This is a genomic window from Enterobacter cloacae complex sp. IR53041, assembly GCF_049238285.1.
GTDB lineage: Bacteria > Pseudomonadota > Gammaproteobacteria > Enterobacterales > Enterobacteriaceae > Enterobacter > Enterobacter roggenkampii.
Genome location: NZ_JBMKHB010000015.1, coordinates 1 through 18,336 on the forward strand (window position 1 = coordinate 1; position 18,336 = coordinate 18,336).

Here is an 18,336-nt window from a genome sequence, read left to right on the forward strand (position 1 = left end):
ACTGTCGTTCTCAAAATCGGTGGAGCTGCATGACAAAGTCATCGGGCATTATCTGAACATAAAACACTATCAGTAAGTTGGAGTCATTACCGCCAGAGAGATATTAATAAAAACATCTTATTTTGATTTGCATCACGGCACTATGTCAAAAAACAAGAAAGAACTGCAATATTTTATTGCAGTACGATTAAAAGAAGAGAAAAGTGGGTGATAAAAGACGACTATTCCATTGAGGATATGAATAATAAATAAGATTTTTCACAAAGAAAATTCTTATTTATTAGGTAAGGAAGAAATAAACGAGAAATAATTAATTTGCCGTAACTCAACAATGCCATTCTTTTTCGTTACGTCTTCCATCCGATCGCCAGGGCTTCTGCTCTCCGCTCAGTCAGGAAAAACACTTTCAATGCGACTTTCTATAAAATCTGTAAAATCAAGCACCTCCTTAACTGCCGCTTTTTTAATCAAAAACGAGTAATAGCACATATCGTATAACGGTGCTACATTACGCCGCCCGCCCAAATCAGCAGTGGCCAGGCAACGCCGTAAAGTTCGGTAAAGCCTGCAACCATCACCTTGAAGAACGGTCTTATCGGCACGTCGTATCGCAAACTCTGCGCTACCTTTACAGGCTTCACATAGGTTTTACTATTTTGTCTCAATCCAAATTTCAACGCGCGTTTTTACACCCGCGTTACTGGTTTACATGGTTTGGTCTTGGCGTTCTCTGGCTGCTGGTTCAACTTCCGTACCCTGTCCTGCGTTTGCTGGGGTCGAAACTGGGCAGCGCTTCCCGCTTCTTCCTGAAACGCCGCGAATCCATCGCGCGTAAAAATATTGAGCTTTGCTTTCCGCATTACAATGCCGAAGAGCGCGAGAAACTCATCGCTGAAAACTTCAAGTCTATCGGCATGGCACTGCTTGAAACCGGCATGGCCTGGTTCTGGCCGGATGAGCGCGTCCGCAAGTGGTTTGACGTGGAAGGGCTGGATAACCTTAAACGCGCGCAGATGCAAAAACGCGGCGTGATGGTCGTCGGCGTTCACTTTATGTCGCTGGAACTGGGTGGCCGCGTGATGGGCCTGTGCCAGCCAATGATGGCGACCTATCGACCACACAACAGTCCGCTGATGGAGTGGGTACAAACGCGTGGCCGCATGCGTTCGAATAAGGCGATGATCAGCCGTAATAACCTGCGCGGTATGGTCGGGGCTCTGAAGAAAGGTGAAGCCGTCTGGTTTGCCCCCGATCAGGATTATGGACGTAAAGGCAGCAGCTTTGCGCCTTTCTTTGCGGTTAAAGATGTTGCGACGACCAACGGCACCTTTGTCATTTCTCGTTTGTCGGGCGCTTCCATGCTGACCGTGACGATGGTGAGAAAAGCAGATAAATCAGGCTATCGTCTGCACATCTCTCCTGAGATGGCTAACTATCCTGAAAACGAGTGCGAAGCCGCGGCGTTTATCAATAAAGTCATCGAAACTGAAATCATGCGTGCGCCAGAGCAGTATCTGTGGATGCATCGTCGTTTCAAAACCCGCCCTATTGGCGAAGCCTCGCTCTATATTTAAGCTCTTCAGAAAGGTTAGTTTCGCTAAGAAACTAACCTTTTCAATCACCTGTCATCCGTTAAGAAACCGTTTTTCATTGCGTCGCCCAAAGTGAATTTATTGCGATGCGAAATCAAACTGTCGCCGTTCCACGACACTCGTAAGTGACGGAAATTATTTAAAAAAATCCCTCTTGTCACCCCTCATTTTTAGGCGTACATTAGCGCCGTCTGGCAACAGGAAAGCACAGAATTCTGAGCTGGAGTCAGCGGCGAAACGGGAAAATTCTCATTTCCGCTTTGACCGGATTTCAGTTCTCTATAATCAGGTGGACTCTGTTTTTAAATGCGTACCACAAGATACGCGGAGCGATGAAACGTGAAATATTTCTTTATGGGCATTTCGGTGATTGTTTTAGTCTGGGCCGGAACCTTTGCCCTGATGATCTAGTGAAGAACATGCAGTCAAAAAAACAGGAGCCATTGGCTCCTGTTTTTTTATGTCATGATGACGCGGGATTTTCAGCCACGCTCTTCGAGGAGAGAAGCCCGTCGGCCCGGAACATACTCTTGATGCCCCTCACCGCCTGACGAATGCGGTCGCTATTTTCAATCAGGGCAAACCGCACATGGGTGTCGCCATAATCACCAAAGCCAATTCCCGGTGATACGCACACCTTCGCATCCTGGAGCAGCTTTTTGGCAAACTCCAGCGATCCCATCGCCGCGTATGGTTCCGGAATTTTCGCCCAGACGTACATGGACGCCTTCGGCATTTCCACCATCCAGCCCGCTTCATGCAAGCCTTTTACCAGCACGTCGCGACGGCGCTTATACTGAGCGGCAATCTCGTGGACGCACTGCTGGTCGCCCTCAAGAGCAGCGATAGCCGCAACCTGCAGCGGCGTGAAGGTGCCGTAATCGTGGTAACTTTTAATTCGCGCCAGTGCGCTCACCAGCGTTTTGTTACCCACCATAAAGCCAATACGCCAGCCCGCCATGTTGTAGCTTTTCGACAGGGTGAAGAACTCTACCGCCACGTCACGCGCGCCCGGGACCTGCATAATAGATGGCGCTTTCCAGCCATCATACACGATGTCGGCATAGGCTAAATCGTGAACCACCAGCACGTCATAACGCTTCGCCAGCGCGACCACTTTCTCGAAGAAATCGAGCTCCACGCACTGGGCCGTTGGGTTCGATGGGAAACCGAGGATCATCATCTTCGGTTTCGGATAGCTTTCGCGAATCGCACGTTCCAGTTCGTTAAAGAAATCGACCCCTTCCACCAGCGGAACCGAACGGACCTGCGCCCCGGCAATCACCGCACCGTAGATGTGGATTGGGTAGCTGGGATTCGGTACCAGCACCGTATCGCCATGATCCAGCGTAGCCAGCATCAGGTGTGCCAGCCCCTCTTTCGAGCCGATGGTGACAATCGCTTCACTTTCCGGATCGATATCAACCTGATAGCGATCCTGATACCAGCGCGAGATCGCGCGACGTAATCTGGGAATACCGCGCGAGGTCGAGTAGCCGTGCGTATCCGGACGCTGGGCAACCGTGCAGAGTTTTTCAACGATATGCGGTGGCGTTGGGCCGTCAGGGTTACCCATGCTGAAATCAATAATATCTTCGCCGCGCCGACGCGCAGCCATCTTCAGTTCAGCGGTGATATTGAAAACATAAGGGGGGAGACGATCGATACGCGTAAAACGGCGTTCAGGACTGAATTCAGCCATAGATTCCTCAGATTAACGTTAGCGCCCGGACCGTCCGAGCGACGCTGCCACCGATGTGGCGTGCTTAGAAAATAACCTGAAAAAAATCACGCTGTCGAGAGGGAAGTGAAAAAAAAGCGATCGCCTGAAAACCGGAACCCGGCTGTGCCGAAAAGCGGAAGTCCCTGTTTCAGGGTTGGCTTTCTGATAGCTGTTATTTAACAGGATGATATCAAAACAGTTACCTGACGATACGCAGGCTATAAAAAATCAGGATGTGTCCGTTACCGACATAAGATCCCCTTTAGAAATTATGGTTTTTCCTCATTTGATAAACCTGACGGATAGCTGGTCAACACGCGTCAGGTTTTTTATCATGGTTCTTTCCCGTTTTCCCAGGTCTACTCGTGCACGAAATATTCACTATGCTGCTGGCGGTTTTTGACCGTGCGGCATTAATGCTGATTTGCCTGTTTTTCCTCATTCGCATTCGCCTGTTTCGCGAGCTATTGCACAAATCCGCACACTCGCCAAAAGAGCTGTTGGCCGTTACCGCCATCTTTTCGCTGTTCGCCCTGTTCAGCACCTGGTCTGGCGTGCCGGTAGAGGGTTCGCTGGTTAACGTGCGCATTATCGCCGTGATGTCCGGCGGAATTTTGTTTGGCCCGTGGGTGGGTGTCATTACCGGCGTGATTGCCGGAACCCATCGCTACCTGATTGATATCGGCGGCGTCACGGCGGTGCCCTGCTTTATTACCAGCATTATCGCCGGGGTGCTCTCCGGCTGGATCAGCCGCAAAATCCCGAAAAAACAGCGCTGGCGCGCAGGGATCGTGGCGGGCATGGTGTGCGAAACGCTGACCATGATCCTGGTCGTCGTCTGGGCCCCGACCACCGAACTTGGGCTGGATATCGTCTCAAAAATCGGTATTCCGATGATCCTGGGCAGCGTGTGCATCGGCTTTATCGTGCTGCTGGTGCAAAGCGTAGAAGGGGAAAAAGAGGCCAGCGCCGCCCGTCAGGCCAAGCTGGCGCTTGATATCGCCAACAAAACGCTGCCGCTCTTCCGCCACGTTAACGCGGAGTCGTTGCGTCAGGTCTGCGAAATCATTCGCCATGACATCCACGCTGACGCTGTCGCCATCACCAATATTGACCACGTGCTGGCCTACGTTGGCGTCGGGGAGCACAACTATCGCGATAATGATGACACCATCAGCCCAACCACCAGACAGGCGATTAACTACGGTAAAATCATTATTAAAAACAATGATGAAGCCCACCGAACGCCGGAAATCCACTCCATGCTGGTGATTCCGCTGTGGGAGAAAGGCGTCGTGACGGGCACGCTGAAAATTTATTACTGCCACGCGCATCAGATCACCTCCACGCTGCAGGAGATGGCCATCGGCCTGTCACAGATTATCTCCACCCAGCTGGAAGTATCCCGGGCGGAACAACTGCGTGAGATGGCAAATAAGGCAGAGCTGCGCGCGCTGCAGAGCAAAATCAATCCCCATTTCCTGTTTAACGCGCTGAACGCGATCTCCTCGTCCATTCGTCTTAATCCGGACACCGCGCGCCAGCTTATTTTTAACCTGTCGCGCTATCTGCGCTACAACATCGAGCTGAAAGATGACGAGCAGATCGACATCAAAAAAGAGCTGTATCAGATTAAAGACTACATCGCGATTGAGCAGGCGCGCTTTGGTGACAAGCTCACGGTCATTTACGATATTGATGAAGAGGTCAACTGCGTGATCCCAAGCCTGCTTATCCAGCCGCTGGTCGAAAACGCGATTGTTCACGGCATTCAGCCGTGTAAAGGCAAAGGCGTCGTCACCATCAGCGTCACCGAAAGCGGCAACCGCGTACGTATTGCCGTGCGCGATACCGGCCACGGCATTGATCCAAAAGTCATTGAGCGGGTGGAGTCTAACGAGATGCCTGGAAATAAAATCGGCCTGCTGAACGTGCACCACCGGGTCAAGCTGCTTTACGGCGACGGGCTGCATATTCAGCGTTTTGAACCGGGCACCGAAATTGCTTTTTACGTCCCGAACGAGCGCTCTCCCGTTCATTCGGCAACGTCACTGTTGCCCCAGATGGAGTAACCCATGAAAGTCATCATCGTAGAAGATGAAATTCTGGCTCAACAGGAGCTAACCTGGCTTATCAACACCCACAGCCAGATGGAAATTGTGGGTACCTTTGATGACGGTCTGGACGTGCTGAAGTTTCTGCAGCATAACCGGGTCGATGCCATCTTCCTGGACATCAATATTCCGTCGCTGGATGGCGTATTGCTGGCGCAAAACATCAATCAGTTTGCCCATAAGCCGTTTATTGTGTTCGTGACCGCCTGGAAAGAGCACGCCGTAGAGGCCTTCGAGCTGGAGGCATTTGACTATATCCTTAAGCCTTACCAGGAGTCGCGGATTGTCAGCATGCTGCAAAAGCTGGAGGCCGCGTGGCAGCAGCAGACCGCCCCTGCAAACGCCAGCCCAACGGTACGGGAAAACGACACCATTAATTTGGTCAAAGATGAGCGCATCATCGTGACGCCGGTCAATGATATCTACTATGCCGAAGCCCATGAAAAGATGACGTTTGTCTATACGCGACGGGAATCTTACGTGATGGCGATGAACATCACCGAGTTTTGCAGCAAGCTGCCTGCGTCGCACTTTTTCCGCTGCCACCGCTCGTTCTGCGTCAATTTAAACAAGATCCGCGAGATCGAACCCTGGTTTAACAACACCTACATTTTGCGTCTGAAGGATCTGGATTTTCAGGTGCCGGTGAGCCGCAGCAAGGTAAAAGAGTTCCGCCAGCTCATGCACCTGTAACAAAAAAGCCCTCTCCTGCGGGAGAGGGCTATGCGTCAGAGGATTTGACCGAGAACCTGACGCAGGTGGGCACCCGACCCCAGCAGGCCTGGGTTATCATGCACGATCAGATAGACCGGAATGTCCTGCACGTAGCTTCTGAAGCGCCCTTTATCCTCAAACCCGCCGCGGAAGCCGGAGGCTTTGAAGAACTCCAGGAAGCGCGGCACAATGCCGCCCGCGATATAAACGCCTCCGAAGGTACCCAGCGTCAGCGCCAGGTTGCCGCCGAAGCGCCCCATGATCACGCAGAACAGCGCCAGGGCACGACGGCAGTCAATGCAGCTGTCCGCCAGCGCGCGTTCGGTGACGTCTTTCGGCTGCAGATTTTCCGGCAGACGACCGTCCGATTTCACAATCGCCCGGTACAGGTTCACCAGCCCCGGTCCTGAAAGGACGCGCTCGGCGGAGACGTGGCCGATCTCCGCGCGTAACTCTTCGAGGATAATGCCCTCTTCTTCGCTGTTTGGCGCAAAGTCCACGTGACCACCTTCACCCGGCAGGCTCACCCAGCGCTGAGCGACATGCACCAGATGTGAAACGCCCAGCCCGGTACCGGCCCCGTAAACCGCAATCGGCTTGCCTTCGACCGGTTCAGCGCCGCCAAACTGGATCAGATGCTCAGGCTTCAGCATCGGGATCGCCATGGACACCGCGGTAAAGTCATTGATGATTTCAAGATGCGCAAAGCCGAGGTTTTTTTTCATCTCGGCGATGGAGAATGCCCAGGTATGGTTGGTCATGGCGACCCAGTCGCCGGTTATCGGGCAGGCAATGGCGATGCAGCCATCTTCGACGCTTATCTGATGCTCCTCCAGATAGACGCGGACAACGGCCTCAAGGCTTGGATAATCGAGACCGGAATAGGTTTTCGCCCGGGAAATTTCACCGCTATTTACATCGCATAATGCAAGGCGCGCATTCGTGCCGCCCACATCGCCTACCAAAGCATACTTTGTCATTCTTCTACTGCTCCGCTAAAGTCAGAATAAATCTTTGGGACACTGTAAATTCAAGGCGTGATAACAACAACGACCGGAAGGTGAATGCCCATGGATTATCGATCTTCGTCACAGAATAACTTTACCGTTTCAGCACCTTTTGCACTATTGCCATAAGGCTTAATGTGCAAAGTAACGTAATACCGTTTTGTACAAGGAAATCATCATGCTTCACCCGCGAGCCAGAACCATGCTGTTGCTGGCAATTCCGGCGCTCATCATAGGCGTGGTTTCAAGTCTGGTCCTTATTGTCGTGATGAAAGTCGCGTCGGTGCTGCAAACACTATTATGGAACGCGCTTCCTGCAGGGCTGGGCGTCACCGCTGACTCTCCTGCCTGGATCGTTGGGATGCTGACGTTAACCGGTATTGCGGTGGGCCTGGTGATCCGTTTTAGTCCCGGCCATGCTGGCCCCGATCCGGCACTGGAACCGTTGATTGGTGCCCCGGTAGCCCCCTCGGCGTTGCCAGGGCTAATTATTGCGCTGATTATCGGTCTGGCCGGCGGTGTTAGTCTGGGACCTGAGCATCCGATTATGGCCGTGAACATTGGCCTGGCGGTTTTTCTTGGTTCACGCATTTTGCCCCGCGTTGGCGCGCTGGACTGGACCATTCTCGCCTCCGCAGGCACCATCGGGGCACTCTTCGGCACGCCCGTTGCGGCGGCACTGATCTTTTCTCAGACGCTCAGCAGTAACAACGATGTCCCGCTCTGGGACAAGCTCTTTGCCCCACTGATGGCCGCCGCCGCCGGAGCGTTGACGACCAGCCTGTTTTTCCATCCCCATTTTTCACTCTCCCTCCCCCACTACGGCCAGATACAAATCGCCGATATTTTCAGCGGTGCCATCGTCGCCGCCATCGCCATTGCGCTGGGCATGGTGGCAGTATGGTGTCTTCCACGCCTTCACCGGCTGATGCACAGACTCAAACACCCGGTGCTGATTCTGGGGGCTGGCGGTTTGATTCTGGGTATTTTAGGTACGATCGGCGGGCCGGTGACGCTGTTTAAAGGACTGGACGAGATGCAGCAGCTGGCCTTCAGCCAGGTGTTTAGCGTCTCCGACTATCTGCTGTTTGCCGTGATCAAGCTGGCAGCGCTGGTGGTGGCGGCCGCCTGCGGTTTCCGCGGTGGACGCATCTTCCCGGCGGTCTTTGTCGGCGTCGCGCTGGGGCTGATGCTGCACGAGCATGTCGATGCCGTTCCGGCTGCGATTACCGTTTCCTGCTCGATTCTGGGGCTGGTGCTGGTGGTCACGCGCGATGCCTGGCTGAGCCTCTTCATGGCCGCCGTGGTGGTACCGGATACCACCCTCATCCCGTTACTTTGCATCGTGATGTTGCCCGCCTGGCTCCTGCTGGCGGGCAAACCGATGATGATGGCCTGGCGAAACGACAAATGATCAGGCGCTGTTGCGCGCTTCCAGCGCTTTGGTGATCGCCCCCAGCAGCGGAGGGATATCGGCTTTCGGCAGCATCACCTCAATCAGCGAGAGCCGCTCGTGGTGTGCCACTTTCTCAAGGACGTCCGCCAGCTGCTCCGCTTCACTGACCCGCAAGCACTGGGCCTGAGGATCAAGGCTCAGGGCCTGCGGGATTTGCGTCCAGTTCCATAGTGCAATGTCGTTGTAACGCTGCTCAGGCCCGTGGTTCGCTCTTTCCACCGTGTACCCTTCGTTGTTCAGGACCAGAATAATGGGGTGTTGTTTATCCCGCAGCATCGAGCCAAGCTCCTGAATAGTAAGTTGCGCCGCGCCATCCCCCGTCAGGACAATCACGCGCCGGTTCGGGCAGGCCGTTTGCGCGCCAAATGCTGCCGCCAGCGTATAGCCAATCGATCCCCACAGCGGCTGGACGATAAAATTCACGTCAGCCGGCAGACGAAGGTCGATCGCGCCGAAGGCCGAGGTGCCCTGATCCGCAAGAATGATGTCTCCCGGACGAATAAATGTCTGCAACGTTTGCCAGAAATTCGCCTGCGTCAGCGAGCCATCCGGCTGCGGGTAGGCCATCGCGCTTTGAGAAGACTGCGCGGGTGTCTCGTGCACGTGCTGTTTGCACAGTTCCACCAGCGTTTCGATTGCCTGAAGCATAGGGATGCCGGTAAACCAGAGATCACCAACGCGTGAGGCATGAGGCTGAACTTCTATCGTTTGTGCCGGGGTGAGCTGATGCGTGAAGCCGGCGGTCAGGGTATCGGTAAATCGCGTGCCGATGCACAGTACGGTATCCGCCCCTTCAATCGCCTCTTTTACCGCACCGGCGCTCGCTGAACCGCTGTAGGTGCCATAAAATCCGGCGTGACGTTCGTCAAATATCCCTTTGCCCATCAGCATGGTGGCGTGTGCCATCGGCACGTCTTTGACCCATTTTTGTAGCGCATGCTTCAGGCCGTGGCGCAGGACAAGGAAATCGGCCAGCAGCGCAGTACGCTTGCTCCTGGCAAGCTTGTTTTCTGCGGCGTCCCGGAACGCTTTCAGGCAAGCACTATCGGCATGTGGATGCCTGAGCGTGAGAGCGTTTACAGGGGGAGTGGCGGCCTTTTTTGCCACATCGGCAGGCAACATCAGATAGCCGGGGCGACGCTCCCGGAGCATTGTCGTTAACACCCGGTCGATTTCATAACAGGCGTTTTGTTCGGTCAGGATCGCCTGTGCAGCAGTGATCGGCTCGCTCATATGATAAAAATGACGAAACTCACCGTCGCCAAGCGTGTGGTGCAGCAGCTCCCCTCTTTGCTGTGATGCCGTACCCGGTGCCCCTACAATATGCAAGACCGGAACGTGCTCGGCGAAGCTGCCCGCAATGCCGTTCATGGCGCTTAACTCTCCTACGCCAAATGTCGTCAGCAGCGCGGCAAAGCCCTTACATCGGGCGTATCCGTCAGCGGCATAAGAAGCGTTTAACTCGTTGGCACAGCCCACCCAGCAGATATCCGGGCTGTCTATCACATGGTCGAGAAACTGCAGGTTATAGTCGCCCGGCACGCCAAACAGATGATCGGCTCCACAATCAGTAAGACGGTCCAGCAGGTAATCGGCGACGCAGTATGGGGTACGCATGAACAGGTATCCTTCTAATGTTGACCTCACCTTGAGTATTAAATAAGCGTGATGGCTGTCCAGAATTGGCGATAAGAAGGGCATGGAAAGAATGCTTTACAAAAAAGGCTGCGCTATGCTGCTTTTTTTCACGAAAATGTAAACGCATACACTGATTTTTCACTTCAGCGCCAGAGGTCACGAAAATGGGTTATCAGCCAGACAAAAATCGTTACAGGACAATGGAGTATCGCCGCTGCGGGCGAAGCGGACTCAGGTTGCCTGCCATCTCACTTGGGCTGTGGCATAACTTTGGTGACACCACCCTTATCGAAAACAGCCGTCAACTTTTACAGCGTGCGTTCGATCTGGGCATTACGCATTTCGACCTTGCCAACAACTATGGCCCGCCCCCCGGATCGGCCGAACGTAATTTCGGACGTATTTTGCAGGAGGATTTCCTGCCCTGGCGCGACGAGCTAATCATCTCCACCAAAGCGGGTTATACCATGTGGGAGGGGCCTTACGGCGACTGGGGGTCACGTAAATATCTGCTGGCAAGCCTCGATCAAAGCCTGAAGCGCACGGGGCTGGAGTATGTAGATATCTTCTATCATCACCGGCCAGACCCTCAAACGCCGCTGCAGGAAACCATGAAAGCGCTTGACCATGCGGTGCGTCAGGGGAAGGCTTTGTATGTCGGATTATCCAACTACCCGGCTGTTCTGGCTCGCCAGGCGATTGATATCCTTAATGACCTCGGGACGCCCTGCCTGATCCACCAGCCGAAATACTCCCTCTTTGAACGTGCGCCGGAAGCGGGGCTGCTGGACGTGTTGCAGGAAAAAGGAGTCGGCTGTATTCCCTTCTCGCCGCTGGCCGGCGGGCAACTGACCAATCGCTATCTGAACGGCATCCCCGCAGACTCACGCGCGGCAAGCGGCAGTCAGTTCCTTAAACCCGATCAGCTCACCGAAGAGAAGCTGGAGAAAGTCAGGAAGCTGAATGCCCTGGCAGAAAGTCGCGGCCAGAAGCTGTCCCAGATGGCGCTGGCCTGGGTATTACGCCATGAGGACGTGACGTCGGTGCTGATTGGGGCAAGTAAAGCGGCTCAGATTGATGACGCCGTGGGGATGCTGGCAAACCGCCATTTCTCTGCAGAAGAGTTGGCCCGTATAGACGCGATCCTGAGCAGCTCAATATAACATCACTTTTAGCAAAAAGTGCTCTCACCCAGGAATTCGGAGTTGAGGCGATGATACGACGCTTTACCAACTCGTAAAATTGCGCTAACAGGCCCAACAAAGGCCCCGATCGTGAAGGAGAAAGAGTATGTTCAGGTCACTGATTCTTGCAGCGGTATTACTGGCTTCGGCGCCGCTGATCGCCACTGCGGGCGAAATCACCCTGTTGCCATCAGTAAAATTACAAATTGGCGATCGTGACGACTACGGCAGATACTGGGACGGCGGCTACTGGCGCGACCGTGATTACTGGCATCGTCACTATGAGTGGCGCGGCGATCGCTGGTGGAAACATGATAACGGCAGACACCGCGGCTGGTATAAAGACAGCGCCTATGAGCGCGGTTACCGTGAAGGCTGGAACGATCGTGACGACCGTCGCGGCGGCTGGGGTCGCGGGAAAGGTCATGGTCACGGCCACCATCACTAATCAAAAAGGAGCCTCCACGGCTCCTTTTTTTGTTAAAGACCCAGCGCAGTTCCCACTAACAACCACAGGTTCAGCGCCACGACCACCACCACGATGGCCCACCCGGTTCGTTTCACCAGCGTTGAGTTGACCAGCTCGCCCATCAGAGTTTTGTTGCTGGTAAAGATCAGCAGCGGCACCAGCGCCAGCGCAATACCAAAACTCAGCAGCACCTGGCTCATGACCAGAATTCGCGTTGGGTCGAGTCCCATCAGAATCACCACAAAAGACGGCAGCATGGTGACGGAACGACGAACCCACAGCGGAATATGGAACCGGACAAACCCCTGCATCACCACCTGGCCTGCCAGCGTGCCCACCACCGTAGAAGAGAGACCAGCAGCCACCAGGCTAAGGCCAAATATCGTGGCGGCAGCATGGCTCAGCAACGGCTCCAGCGTGAGATACGCCTGGTCGAGATCGGCAATACCGGTATGACCGTTAAAGTGGAAAGCTGCGGCTGCAGTAGCCATCATCGCCAGATTGACAAACCCCGCGATGGTCATGGCGATCGCCACGTCCCACTTGGTGGCGGAGTAACGCTCTTTACGCGTCCCACCGTGGAGATGCTGAGTCAGAGAGGAGTGGAGATAGATCACATGCGGCATGATGGTCGCCCCCAGCACCCCGGCGGCCAGGAACACCGCTTCCGAGGTCGGCAGGCTTGGGATCGCCATTCCTTTACCGAGCTGCGCCAGATTCGGCTGTGAGAAGATTAGCTCAACGATATAGGCCGCCGCTACAAACAGCAGCAGACCGCCAATGACCTTCTCCAGCGGCTTTTGACCCCGACGCTGCAGCATCAGGATCAGGAACGTGGCAATCCCGGTGAGGACCGCCCCCTGCAACAGCGACACACCCAGAATCAGCTTAAAGCCGATCGCTGCGCCAATAAATTCAGCAAGGTCAGTGGCCATGGCGATGATTTCAGCCTGAACCCAGTAGAGCCAGACCGCGGGACGCGGATAATGGTCGCGAATTTGCTCCGCCAGGTTTTTGCCCGTCGCAATCCCCAGCTTTGCGGAGAGCATCTGAATCAGCATTGCCATCAGGTTTGCCCAGACGACCACCCAGAGCAGCTTATAACCGAAGCTGGCCCCGGCCTGAATATTGGTCGCAAAGTTACCTGGATCGATATAACCAATGGCAGCGATGAACGCAGGTCCCATTAATGCGAACCGCAACTTGCGCGCTGCTCTGCCACTGCTACCCTCTACGCGACTGTTTGTCATTTCTGCCTCTGAAATATAGCCTTTGCTATGTTTAATGCTATCAAAATGAGAATGATTATCAAGATCATTTATGAAGTTTGCAGTGATTTCTCTGATAGCTTTGAACGATAGACGGGCGGGTAAGTGGGGCGATCTAACTGAAACTGAAATCGCGCATGCTTTTGTGAAGACTAGCACACAAACTTAACTTTTCACTCATTTACCTAACATAACAAAAATGTATTGTGGATCACTATTTTTGAGACTCGTCACAGGATGTAACTATAGTGTGTCCTCGATCTCGTTTTCTTTTCGCTTGTTACATAGAATGTGCACGAAAATTAAACCTGCCTCATATTTGGAGCAAATATGGACCGCGTCCTTCATTTTGTCCTGGCACTTGTTGTCGTTACTGCACTCGCATTGCTGGTCAGCACAGACCGCAAAAAAATTCGTATTCGTTATGTTGTCCAACTGCTGGTCATTGAAGTTTTACTTGCGTGGTTCTTCCTGAACTCCAACGTAGGCCTCGGCTTCGTGAAAGGCTTCTCCGAAATGTTCGAAAAACTGCTCGGATTCGCCAATGAAGGGACCAACTTTGTCTTCGGTAAAATGAACGACGAAGGTCTGGCGTTCTTCTTCCTGAAGGTTCTCTGCCCTATCGTCTTCATCTCCGCGCTGATCGGTATTCTGCAGCACATCCGCGTTCTGCCGTTCGTGATTCGTGGAATTGGTTTCCTGTTATCCAAAGTGAACGGCATGGGTAAGCTGGAATCCTTCAACGCCGTCAGTTCCCTGATCCTCGGTCAGTCTGAGAACTTCATCGCGTATAAAGATATTCTCGGCAAGATGTCCCGCAACCGCATGTACACCATGGCGGCAACCGCAATGTCTACCGTTTCCATGTCTATCGTGGGCGCGTATATGACCATGCTGGAACCAAAATACGTGGTGGCTGCGCTGGTACTGAACATGTTCAGCACCTTTATCGTTCTGTCGCTGATCAACCCGTACCGCGTTGACGCCAGCGAAGAGAACATCCAGATGTCTAACCTGCACGAAGGCCAGAGCTTCTTCGAAATGCTGGGTGAATACATCCTGGCCGGTTTCAAAGTCGCGATTATCGTTGCCGCCATGCTGATCGGCTTCATTGCGCTGATTTCTGCACTGAATGCCCTGTTCGCCGCGGTGCTGGGTATCTCCTTCCAGGGCATTCTGGGCTACATCTTCTACCCTGTTGCATGGGTGATGGGTGTTCCGGCTCACGAAGCGCTGCAGGTGGGCAGTATCATGGCAACCAAACTGGTTTCTAACGAATTCGTTGCGATGATGGATCTGCAGAAAATTGCCAGCACGCTTTCTCCGCGCGCGGAAGGTATTCTCTCCGTGTTCTTGGTCTCCTTCGCGAACTTCTCGTCTATCGGTATCATCGCCGGAGCGATTAAGGGTCTGAACGAAGAGCAGGGTAACGTGGTTTCTCGCTTTGGCCTGAAGCTGGTTTACGGCTCTACGCTGGTGAGCGTCCTGTCCGCATCCATCGCGGCACTGGTTCTGTAACGTTTACCGTTAAACAAAAACCGGGAGCCTGGCTCCCGGTTTTTTTATGCCCGCAATTCTTCCAGCGGTTTGGGTTTGCCTATCAGGTATCCCTGCAGGTAATCCACACCAAAGCGAAGCAGCATCTCCCGCTGGGCCGGCGTTTCGACGTATTCCGCGACGACGCACAGCGATTTCGCCTTCGCCAGATTACACATCGACTGGACGATCATTGCATCCATGTCGTCTGTACAAATGTCTTTCACAAAGCAGCCGTCAATTTTAATGATGTCCGCCTGCAGGCGTCTGAGGCGCTCGTAGTTGGCGTAGCCAGTACCAAAATCATCTATGGCAATTCGGAAACCGTAATCCCGCAGCTGCTGAATATTGTTGATACTTGTGCCTGAATTTGAAAAAGCCTGCTCCTCGGTGATCTCAATCACGACGGCCTGAGGTGCCACGCCGTACCGTTCAAACAGCGCGCAAATCTCGGTCGCCACCTCTTTTTGCATCAGCGTGAGCGGCATCAGATTGACGGAGAAACGGGTGCCAGCCTGTGTTGAAGGGTGATCGCGCAGCCACAGCAGTAATTTCTCCATAATGCACATATCAAACCGATGGCTGAGGTTGAACTGGGCAATCAGCGGAATAAAGCGGTCAGGGGTGAAGATCTCGCCCTCGCTCTCCATACGCGCCAGGATTTCGTAATACCCGCTCCCGTCCGCCTTCTGGATCGGTTGCGCGTATAAATGGAACTGCCCCGCCTCAAGGGCATGCTTAATCCGCGCCAGCATCAGGACACGCTCTGTCGTTTGTCCTGATGCCGCCTCAAGGCTATTCGTGAGCGCGAGAACGTTTTGCTCTCCGCAGGCCTGCTCTGCCAGCCAGCTCAGCTGTCCCAGCGTGTGATGCAGCTTTTCGCCGTTTTCGACCATTCCCCAGGATGCGCCAAATTCAATATCCAGCCCGGTGTTGTTCCAGAAAATCTTACGGCTGTTCAGCCGATCGACCATATGCTGGAGACGCTCGGCGGTTCCCGGCCCCAGTAATACCAGCACCAGTTCGCTTCCCGGAAGCTGGAAGAGCGTCTCATCTTTCTGCAAAAGTGGCTGTAGCGACGTGGCGATCGTACGTTTGCAGTGGACCCGCATGATAATCCCGTAGTGGCGGCTCAAAAACTCCAGGTTATCCATGCGCAGAATGCACACTTTGGCATCCGGGTGAATCTCAAGATAATCTTCCAGCGCACGAATATTGGGCAAACCGGTAAGGGGATCGGTAAGCGCCCTGCCCTGCCAGCCCCGCTTCAGCCACTCGCTGCGCTGGTAAATGCGCGACATGTAAAGCAAGCAGATAGCGAAAGAGATCAGCACGGAGAGGATAAAGGAGAGTGAATGGCCCGATTCGACCCCGTTCAGGAAGTTGTAATTGTAGGTCAACAGCAGGAGCGCTGAGGTGGCCCACAGCAGAGAAATCAACGCATAGGTCAGGCGGCTTATTGCCAGGGTAAAAAGAATAAAAATCAGCGGCATCAAATAGCCCGCAATGACCGGTGATTCAAAAGGACCACATAAAATGATGAGAATGGCGCCTAAAAGCATCAGCCAGACAAAAATATATAATGGATTCTTGTGATAAAACACGGGCTTCACGCTTCGCCGCCAGAAGGTGACGGCATAACGAGGATTAATTATCATTCTTAATGGGTAATAGAACATCATGGTAAAAATCAGCCCCGCGCATATCAGGCTTTGAATATCCACAACATTATAAATTACCGTTCCTTCGCCGAAATAGGTTGAGATAGTCACCGGAAAATCAAACAAATAGCCTGCCATATACATCGACAGCTTAATACCAAATGGCACCATAAAACCGAGCCAGAATATACGTAGCCCGATGTGCTTGTTAGGGATGGAGTGGCGCCAGCGCTTGCCCAGCATGAGGCGTAGCAGACCGCAGGCCGCGAACAACGCAAAGGTCTGACAGAACAGCAAAACTGAATATTGTAGCGGCGCTAAATTAATATAGAATAAATTAGTGACAGTAAAACCTAACAAAATGAGAAGAATAGCCCTGCGCCCAAATAGCAGAATTACCGCCAGCATCACGCTGAGCGGCAGCCATGCTAAATAAACGTCATGACCATTAACAATTGCGCGTGGAGAGAGATAACGGGAGACAGGTACCGCAATCAGACAAAGTGTCAGGGCAATTATAAATATCTTTACATTATTGTACGTTTTTCTATTCATTAAGCTGATGAGTATATTATCCGTCTGAATCATTGACCGGATGGATAATAGGTTTATTAATTGCACGAATCAAGTTCAAGTCTATTTATAGACACGTTTATTGATTTCGATTGAGGTGAGGTATGGGAATACCTTCTTTTTGATAACAAAAACCAGTGACGGGCGTTACAAACAGATAAAAAAAACCCTCGTCATTTGACGAGGGTTTACAATTTTGGTGGAGCTAAGCGGGATCGAACCGCTGACCTCTTGCATGCCATGCAAGCGCTCTCCCAGCTGAGCTATAGCCCCACATGTGACTTTACTGACCGCACTCTGTTGGGTTCAGAGTTTGGTGGAGCTAAGCGGGATCGAACCGCTGACCTCTTGCATGCCATGCAAGCGCTCTCCCAGCTGAGCTATAGCCCCATCGTAAAGCTGTCATGTTGACGGGCGGCATAATATGAATTCCGCTGCGGAGTGTCAACGGCAAAATCAATGACCGCCGTTCGATCGCCGAAAAATCATGCAAATGAATCACTTTGCGAGCGTGCTCGTAATCAGGAGTTAAGCCTGTCACGTTTTCATGTAAAACGGTGCTATAAAATGAGCCGTTAATTAACCCCACTGATATTCAGGAAATTGCATGATCAAGGAACGAATGACGCCAGAAGAGTTAGCCCTGCTCACTGGCTATAGCCGACAGACCATCAATAAATGGGTACGCAAAGAGGGTTGGATTACGTCACCAAAACCTGGCGTTCAGGGCGGGAAAGCGCGACTGGTACATGTGAACGAAAAAGTCCGCGACTTTATCCGCAGCGCACGTCGGGCAAGCGAAACGTCCGATATGGCAGAAGGTACCAGCCATAACAGTTCGCTTCACACCCTACTCCTGACGCTGGCTGATGAAATGACGCCGGAAGAGCAGAAACAGATGACATCGCTTTTACTGCGGGAAGGGATCACCGGATTGTTGCAACGTTTAGGGATTCGCGATCGGGACTGATATGAAAAAATTAAGGAGCAAAATGACCACGGAAGAGCTGGCGGAGAGTTTGGGCGTTGCCAGGCAAACGGTTAATCGCTGGATTCGCCAGCAGGGCTGGAAAACAGAAGGACTCAACGGCGTGAAAGGCGGCCGCGCGAGGCTCATTCATATCGATGCGCGCGTGAAGGAACATATTATGAGTCTCCCGGCGATTCGCAACCGTCAGGCGGTTTACCATCTCGCGGAGGCCACTTCCGCCTACAATGCCCCCTCTGAAAACCTGTTTCCGGGCATAATTGAGACGCTGGAGAGTATGACTGCAGCAGAGCAGAAGCGTCTGGACACCTTCCTGAAGCGCGAAGGCATTCAAGGCTTTCTTAAGCGTCTGGGTATTGCAGAAGAAGAAGCATAAAAAAACGGCAGGTTCCCCTGCCGTTTGTTTTATCTGA

General features: G+C 53.0%; 16 protein-coding genes and 2 tRNA genes. 11 read left to right on the top strand and 7 right to left on the bottom strand.

Translation table 11 applies throughout. The annotated features are described in order from the left end of the window. The 3 genes from ACOTXF_RS12285 to ypdK form a co-directional block, all read left to right on the top strand. Positions 1–76 (top strand): IS1 family transposase (locus tag ACOTXF_RS12285; RefSeq protein ID WP_033802282.1); only part of this gene is annotated, 76 nt, incomplete at its 5' end. Between the two features lie 577 nt (positions 77–653). Then, positions 654–1,574 (top strand): kdo(2)-lipid IV(A) palmitoleoyltransferase, encoded by a 921-nt coding sequence (gene lpxP, locus ACOTXF_RS12290; RefSeq protein WP_025912768.1) that lies wholly within the window; start codon positions 654–656, stop codon positions 1,572–1,574. Positions 1,575–1,931: 357 nt separating this feature from the next. Continuing rightward, positions 1,932–2,003, top strand: a complete 72-nt coding sequence (gene ypdK, locus ACOTXF_RS12295; RefSeq protein WP_099458937.1) for a membrane protein YpdK — start codon at positions 1,932–1,934, stop codon at positions 2,001–2,003. A 52-nt stretch (positions 2,004–2,055) separates the two neighbouring features. Here ypdK and alaC read toward each other — a convergent pair whose 3' ends face one another. Further along, on the bottom strand, positions 2,056–3,294 hold the full coding sequence (gene alaC, locus ACOTXF_RS12300; protein ID WP_008501582.1) for an alanine transaminase: 1,239 nt from the start codon (positions 3,292–3,294) through the stop codon (positions 2,056–2,058). 386 nt (positions 3,295–3,680) lie between these two features. Between alaC and ACOTXF_RS12305 the strand changes: the two genes are divergently transcribed. Both ACOTXF_RS12305 and ACOTXF_RS12310 read left to right on the top strand, forming a co-directional pair. Continuing rightward, positions 3,681–5,387: a sensor histidine kinase gene (locus tag ACOTXF_RS12305; protein ID WP_047745134.1), complete on the top strand. Its 1,707-nt coding sequence runs from the start codon at positions 3,681–3,683 to the stop codon at positions 5,385–5,387. Positions 5,388–5,390: 3 nt separating this feature from the next. Beyond that, on the top strand, positions 5,391–6,122 hold the full coding sequence (locus ACOTXF_RS12310; protein ID WP_021241782.1) for a LytR/AlgR family response regulator transcription factor: 732 nt from the start codon (positions 5,391–5,393) through the stop codon (positions 6,120–6,122). 35 nt (positions 6,123–6,157) lie between these two features. Here the strand turns inward: ACOTXF_RS12310 and glk are convergent, their stop codons facing one another. After that, on the bottom strand, positions 6,158–7,123 hold the full coding sequence (gene glk, locus ACOTXF_RS12315) for a glucokinase (RefSeq protein WP_045418249.1): 966 nt from the start codon (positions 7,121–7,123) through the stop codon (positions 6,158–6,160). Between the two features lie 205 nt (positions 7,124–7,328). Between glk and ACOTXF_RS12320 the strand changes: the two genes are divergently transcribed. Beyond that, a complete protein-coding gene (locus ACOTXF_RS12320) occupies positions 7,329–8,564 on the top strand; it encodes an ion channel protein (RefSeq protein WP_232926707.1) in 1,236 nt (411 codons plus the stop codon). Here the strand turns inward: ACOTXF_RS12320 and ipdC are convergent, their stop codons facing one another. Then, a complete protein-coding gene (gene ipdC / locus ACOTXF_RS12325) occupies positions 8,565–10,223 on the bottom strand; it encodes an indolepyruvate decarboxylase (RefSeq protein ID WP_421635265.1) in 1,659 nt (552 codons plus the stop codon). 185 nt (positions 10,224–10,408) lie between these two features. Here ipdC and mgrA point away from each other — a divergent pair, with 185 nt between their 5' ends. Both mgrA and ACOTXF_RS12335 read left to right on the top strand, forming a co-directional pair. Next, the gene (mgrA, locus tag ACOTXF_RS12330) at positions 10,409–11,407 is read left to right on the top strand and encodes an L-glyceraldehyde 3-phosphate reductase (RefSeq protein WP_025912771.1); all 999 of its coding nucleotides are present in this window, start codon (positions 10,409–10,411) and stop codon (positions 11,405–11,407) included. 127 nt (positions 11,408–11,534) lie between these two features. Continuing rightward, on the top strand, positions 11,535–11,876 hold the full coding sequence (locus ACOTXF_RS12335) for a DUF2502 domain-containing protein (RefSeq protein WP_008501589.1): 342 nt from the start codon (positions 11,535–11,537) through the stop codon (positions 11,874–11,876). A gap of 32 nt (positions 11,877–11,908) precedes the next feature. On the opposite strand, the gene ACOTXF_RS12340 is transcribed toward ACOTXF_RS12335, so the two are convergent. Next, positions 11,909–13,147: an Nramp family divalent metal transporter gene (locus ACOTXF_RS12340; RefSeq protein ID WP_008501590.1), complete on the bottom strand. Its 1,239-nt coding sequence runs from the start codon at positions 13,145–13,147 to the stop codon at positions 11,909–11,911. A 348-nt stretch (positions 13,148–13,495) separates the two neighbouring features. Between ACOTXF_RS12340 and ACOTXF_RS12345 the strand changes: the two genes are divergently transcribed. Beyond that, complete coding sequence (locus ACOTXF_RS12345) at positions 13,496–14,683, top strand: NupC/NupG family nucleoside CNT transporter (RefSeq protein WP_008501591.1); 1,188 nt, start codon at positions 13,496–13,498, stop codon at positions 14,681–14,683. 44 nt (positions 14,684–14,727) lie between these two features. Here the strand turns inward: ACOTXF_RS12345 and ACOTXF_RS12350 are convergent, their stop codons facing one another. The 3 genes from ACOTXF_RS12350 to ACOTXF_RS12360 all read right to left on the bottom strand — a co-directional run bounded on the left by ACOTXF_RS12350 (position 14,728) and on the right by ACOTXF_RS12360 (position 17,325). Beyond that, positions 14,728–16,917, bottom strand: a complete 2,190-nt coding sequence (locus ACOTXF_RS12350) for a sensor domain-containing phosphodiesterase (RefSeq protein WP_232926709.1) — start codon at positions 16,915–16,917, stop codon at positions 14,728–14,730. Between the two features lie 215 nt (positions 16,918–17,132). Further along, positions 17,133–17,208 (bottom strand) — tRNA-Ala (locus ACOTXF_RS12355). Positions 17,209–17,249: 41 nt separating this feature from the next. After that, positions 17,250–17,325 (bottom strand) — tRNA-Ala (locus tag ACOTXF_RS12360). A 217-nt stretch (positions 17,326–17,542) separates the two neighbouring features. Between ACOTXF_RS12360 and ACOTXF_RS12365 the strand changes: the two genes are divergently transcribed. Both ACOTXF_RS12365 and ACOTXF_RS12370 read left to right on the top strand, forming a co-directional pair. After that, positions 17,543–17,905: a YfeC-like transcriptional regulator gene (locus tag ACOTXF_RS12365; protein ID WP_008501593.1), complete on the top strand. Its 363-nt coding sequence runs from the start codon at positions 17,543–17,545 to the stop codon at positions 17,903–17,905. Between the two features lies 1 nt (position 17,906). Further along, positions 17,907–18,299, top strand: coding sequence for a YfeC-like transcriptional regulator (locus ACOTXF_RS12370; protein ID WP_047745138.1), 393 nt, complete (start codon positions 17,907–17,909; stop codon positions 18,297–18,299). Positions 18,300–18,336: the final 37 nt, after the last annotated feature.